Annotated in this window: 6 protein-coding genes; 1 reads left to right on the top strand and 5 read right to left on the bottom strand. The window is 70.3% G+C overall.

Annotated elements, in window-relative coordinates:
• Positions 1–67 precede the first annotated feature (67 nt).
• Complete coding sequence (locus ACWDS7_RS46850; RefSeq protein ID WP_451934573.1) at positions 68–925, bottom strand: alpha/beta fold hydrolase; 858 nt, start codon at positions 923–925, stop codon at positions 68–70.
• A gap of 103 nt (positions 926–1,028) precedes the next feature.
• On the opposite strand from ACWDS7_RS46850, the gene ACWDS7_RS46845 reads away from it, so the two are divergent.
• The gene (locus tag ACWDS7_RS46845) at positions 1,029–1,907 is read left to right on the top strand and encodes a helix-turn-helix domain-containing protein (RefSeq protein ID WP_451934572.1); all 879 of its coding nucleotides are present in this window, start codon (positions 1,029–1,031) and stop codon (positions 1,905–1,907) included.
• A gap of 101 nt (positions 1,908–2,008) precedes the next feature.
• Here the strand turns inward: ACWDS7_RS46845 and ACWDS7_RS46840 are convergent, their stop codons facing one another.
• From ACWDS7_RS46840 to ACWDS7_RS46825, 4 genes are all read right to left on the bottom strand, one after another.
• Entirely contained in the window at positions 2,009–2,137 is a 129-nt protein-coding gene (locus ACWDS7_RS46840; protein WP_306872803.1) for a hypothetical protein, read from the bottom strand.
• Between the two features lie 34 nt (positions 2,138–2,171).
• Positions 2,172–2,369, bottom strand: coding sequence for a ferredoxin (locus ACWDS7_RS46835; RefSeq protein ID WP_451934571.1), 198 nt, complete (start codon positions 2,367–2,369; stop codon positions 2,172–2,174).
• 20 nt (positions 2,370–2,389) lie between these two features.
• The gene (locus ACWDS7_RS46830) at positions 2,390–3,604 is read right to left on the bottom strand and encodes a cytochrome P450 (RefSeq protein WP_451934570.1); all 1,215 of its coding nucleotides are present in this window, start codon (positions 3,602–3,604) and stop codon (positions 2,390–2,392) included.
• Positions 3,605–3,689: 85 nt separating this feature from the next.
• A complete protein-coding gene (locus ACWDS7_RS46825; protein ID WP_451934569.1) occupies positions 3,690–4,304 on the bottom strand; it encodes an MFS transporter in 615 nt (204 codons plus the stop codon).
• Positions 4,305–4,343 lie beyond the last annotated feature (39 nt).

Genomic DNA, 4,343 nt, shown 5'->3' with positions numbered 1-4,343 from the left:
CCAGCACCGGACCGGCGACGCTGGCGCCGGAGACGAGAATCCGCATGGTATCCCTCCTTCTTGTCATTCAGCCCACCCGTACGGCGTGGCTCGCGGTGAAGGCCAGCAGGAGGGTGGCGGTCCGCGGCGGATCCTCGAGCAGGGGCGAGTGCCCGAGTCCGGGCAGCAACTCGACCTTCGCGCCCGGGACAGCGCGGTAGTCGGAGGCGGATGAGGATCGCCACCTGCGGTCGTCCTCGCCGAAGATCACCAGTAGTGGCTTGCCCAGGACCGTCAGCCGGTCCGGGAGCGTCTGCTGCTCCATGTAGTGGCGGGTGGCCTGCATCGTCATGGTGAGCGTGTGGTAGGTCATGGCGCGCACCTCGTCCAGGAGCTCCTGTGGGATCTGGTAGCCCGCGCGGCTGAAACCGGTGCTCGCGAACCGGCGGAGCTGCTCGTCGGTCGGCGGCCACTGCGACGGTCCGAACACGGCGGACTCCGGTGCGATGAAGGCGTCCAGGCTGGGGCCGGTGTTGATGAACGCGAGCGCGGTCACCAGGTCGTGGCGCTGTTCGGCGAGGGCGGTGGCGACCGCGCCGCCGCTGGAATGGCCGACGACTACGGCGTGCTCGACGCCGAGCCGGTCCAGGACCGCGCCGACCCTGCGTGCCTGGTCCGGGAGCGCGTAGCTGCGGTCGGCCGGTTTGGCCGACCGGCCGTGCCCGAGCAGGTCGATCCGGATGACGCGGTGAGATCCGGTCAGCAGCGGAACCATCGGGTCCCACGATCGGGTCGAGGATGCGGACCCGTGGACGAGCAGGAGTGCGGGGGCGTCGCGGGGGCCGTCCTGGCACACGTAGATGTCGCCGTCGTCCATGGGCAAGATCGAACTCTCGGTGGCCTCGGTGCCGCCGTTCATGTGCGGTCCGCCGTCAGAAACAGTCATGAGCCCACTGTCGCCGCCGGTACGCGCCGGCGGATTGGACAAATGTTCCCCTCCGTCGGCTCGCTAGCATGGGACGGTGCGGACGTTCGTGCATGATGCGGTTGTGTGGGACGTCGCGTGCCCGCGGCGGCCCAGCCGGGTGGCCGGTGTCACCATGGCCGGGTTCCGGGTCCGTGACCTGGACGCGCTCCGGATGGTCCCGCACCCGGCCGTGACGCTGCTTCTGGAGTTCGGCGCCGGTACGCCTGTCCTGGACGATGCCGCCGGGCGGCAGCAGCGGGGAAGTGTCGTCGCCGGGCCCGGGCTCGGGTCCGGAGGCGCGGTCCGGGCGCGGGGTGAGAACGTCGAGTGCGTGCAGGTGCGCCTGTCCCCGGTGATCGCACGCGCGGTTCTGGGCGTCTCCCCCGCCGACCTCGACGGCGCCGTGGTGGCCCTCGAGGACCTGTGGGGCCGGGAGGCGTCCCGGATCCGTGAGCAACTGGGTGATGTCTCGTCGTGGCAGGATCGTTTCGCGTTGGTGGACGCGCTGCTTGCCCACCGGCATGGGGCGGGGCCGCCGGTGGAGCCGGAGGTGGCCTGGGCCTGGCGCCGGATCGTCGGCAGCCGTGGTCTGGCCCGGGTCGACGGACTCGCGGCCGAGGTCGGGTGGAGCCGTAAGCGGCTGTGGTCCCGGTTCCGCTCGCAGCTCGGCCTGCCGCCCAAGCGCGCCGTGAAGCTGGTCCGCTTCGACCATGCCGCCCACCGCCTGGTCGCGGGTGAAGGCGCGGCCCGGGTCGCGGCGGACGCCGGCTACGCCGACCAGTCCCACCTGCATCGGGACGTCATGGCGTTCACCGGGGCGACCCCCGCGACCGTGGCCGGCGAGCCGTTCCTCGCCGTTGACGACATCGCCTGGCCCAGCCGCGGAACACCCGCCATGCCTCACCTCTCCAGGGATCTCCGGCTCGGTCGCCGCCCGGAGACGGGACGGCTACCGCTGTGAACGTCGCCGCGGTCACCTGCGCTGGACGGACCCGGCGCCGCTCGATCGACCACTGGGCCAGGAGACGGAAAAAGGTCACACCGCCGCTGGACAGCTCGGACCTACGCCTGCTCGCCGAGCGGGACGGCCGCTGCCCACTCTGCCGAGAGCATCTCCTCGCCGCCGACCAGGGTCGATGAACCGGTGAACCCGTTGCGGCGCGGGGCCTCGGTGGCGGTCGGACCGGCCACCGAAGCTCCTACGACCAGATGCGAGAAAGCTGGTTCACGACGTGGTCAGCTGGATCGCCAGGGCCGGGCAGATGCGGGCGGCCTCACGGACGTCCTCCCGCAGTCCCGGTCCCGGGCTGTCGTGAAGGAGCGTGACGATGCCGTCTTCGTCGCGCTGGCCGAACATGTCGGGGGCGATGAGGACGCACTGCCCCGAGCCGATGCAGGCGTCTTGATCGACGGTGATCTTCATCCACTTTCTCCTTCGGAGATTTACCAGGTGACGGGCAGTTCGCGGACGCCGTAGAAGACGGCGTGGTGTTTGAAAGTCAGTTGTTCCAGCGGCACGGCCGGGGCCAGCGTCGGGATACGCCGGTAGAGGGTGCCGTAGACGACCTGCAGTTCCACTCGGGCCAGTGACTGGCCCAGGCACTGGTGGGCGCCGTAACCGAAGGCGACGTGGTGGCGGGCCTTGCGGCGGACGTCGAGAGTGTCGGGGGCGGGGAAGGCCGACGGGTCGCGGTTGGCGATGCTTTTCACCACGATGATGCCTTCCCCTTTGCGGATCAGCCGGCCGCCGATCTCGAGGTCCTCCCGCGCGACGCGGCGGGCCTCGGTGTGGGTGATGGACAGATAGCGCAGGAGTTCTTCGACGGCGCTCGCCGCCAGCGCCGGATCCCCGTCGCGCACCGCTGCCAGCTGCTCCGGGTGTGCCAGCAGCGCGGCCGTACCCAGCGCGATCATGCTCGCGGTGGTGTCGTGCCCGGCCACCAGCAGGAGCTGACCCATCGTGGAGATCTCCCGCCGGGTCATCGCGCCGCTGCGATACTGTTCGACGGCCAGCCTGCTGAGGACGTCGTCGCCCGGTTCGGCGTTCTTGCTGTCCACCAGGGCGTCCAGGTAGACGTTCAGTTCCTCGCTGGCGGCCATGGCCTGTGCGGGGTCGCCCTCGTCCATGACCAGCGCGCCCGCCACGCGCTGGAAGAAGGCGCGGTCGTCGTAGGGCACCCCCAGCAGTTCGCAGATCACCAGCGTGGGAACCGGTAGCGCGATCGCCTCCACCAGGTCGGCCGGGTTCGGGCCGGCGAGCATCTCATCGATGAGGTCATCGACGATCTGCTGGATCCTGGGCCGCAGCGCTTCCATTTTTTTGATCGTGAAGTCCGCGGTCATGAGCCGCCGCTGCGCGATGTGCTCCGGCGCGTCCATCTGCATCAGCGTCTTCATCTGCGCGTCGCGGGCCTTGCTCACCGCGTTGGTGTGCGGGAAGCCGGGTTCTGCGACGTCGACGCTGACGCGCGGATCGGCGAGCACCGCGCGGGCGTCCGCGTAGCGGGTGACCATCCAGGGGGTGCTGCCGTCCCACAATCTCACGCGTGAAACCGGCGCTTCCCTGATCCGGCGGCCCAGCTCCGGTGCCGGATCGAACGGACACCGCGCCGCACGGGCCATCGGGAACAGCTGGGGCTCTGACAGGTCGTCAGCCATGGGATCTCCTTGTTTCGAATTGCGGTCGGCGATGATGTCGGGCATGCGCTGAACAGGGGATCGAGGTCCTGAGCCGGGCATCGGGTCACGAGCCTCGGTGAGGCGGGGCTTGATCGGCGGGCTCCTTCCGATCCGTGCGACTGGCGGCTTGTGCGGTGAGGGCGCCGACCGCGCAGATGATCGCGAGCCCGAACAGCACGTACCGTGCCGCGTCGAGCATCGACCCGCCCAGATTGATCAGGACCCCGGCCACCGCCGTGCCGAACGCGATCGCCAGGCTCGTCACGGTGGCGATCGCCGCGGCCGCCCGTCCGCCCTCCTCCGGATCGGAGGTGCTGGACATCGCGGCCACGGACAGGTGCGGGTAGGCCAGGCCGATTCCCGCCCCGGCGACGAACAACACCGGCACCCAGACCAGCACCAGCCAGATCGGCGTGTCCTCGCGCTGCAACAGCCCCTGGACGACGAGGCCGAGCGCCAGCAGCACCGGGCCGAGCACGCGCAGCCGGCGCACCGCACGCTGCCCTGTCACCGACGAACTGCCGATCTGGGTGAGCGACCAGCCGAGCGAGATGGCCGCGGCGAAGAACCCCGCCGCGACGGGTGGCAGCCCGGCCAGCCGCTGGCCGAACAGCGGCAAGAACGACTCGACCGCGACGCCGAAGGCCAGCAGCCCCAGCGTCAGGTAGACCCACTTCAACGACGAACCCCCAGGGTGAGGTCGTAGGCGAGGTTGAAC

The sequence above is a fragment of the Streptosporangium sp. NPDC003464 genome, assembly GCF_053588315.1.
Note: the sequence above shows the minus strand (reverse complement) of the source record. Positions and strands in the feature narration are given on the sequence as shown.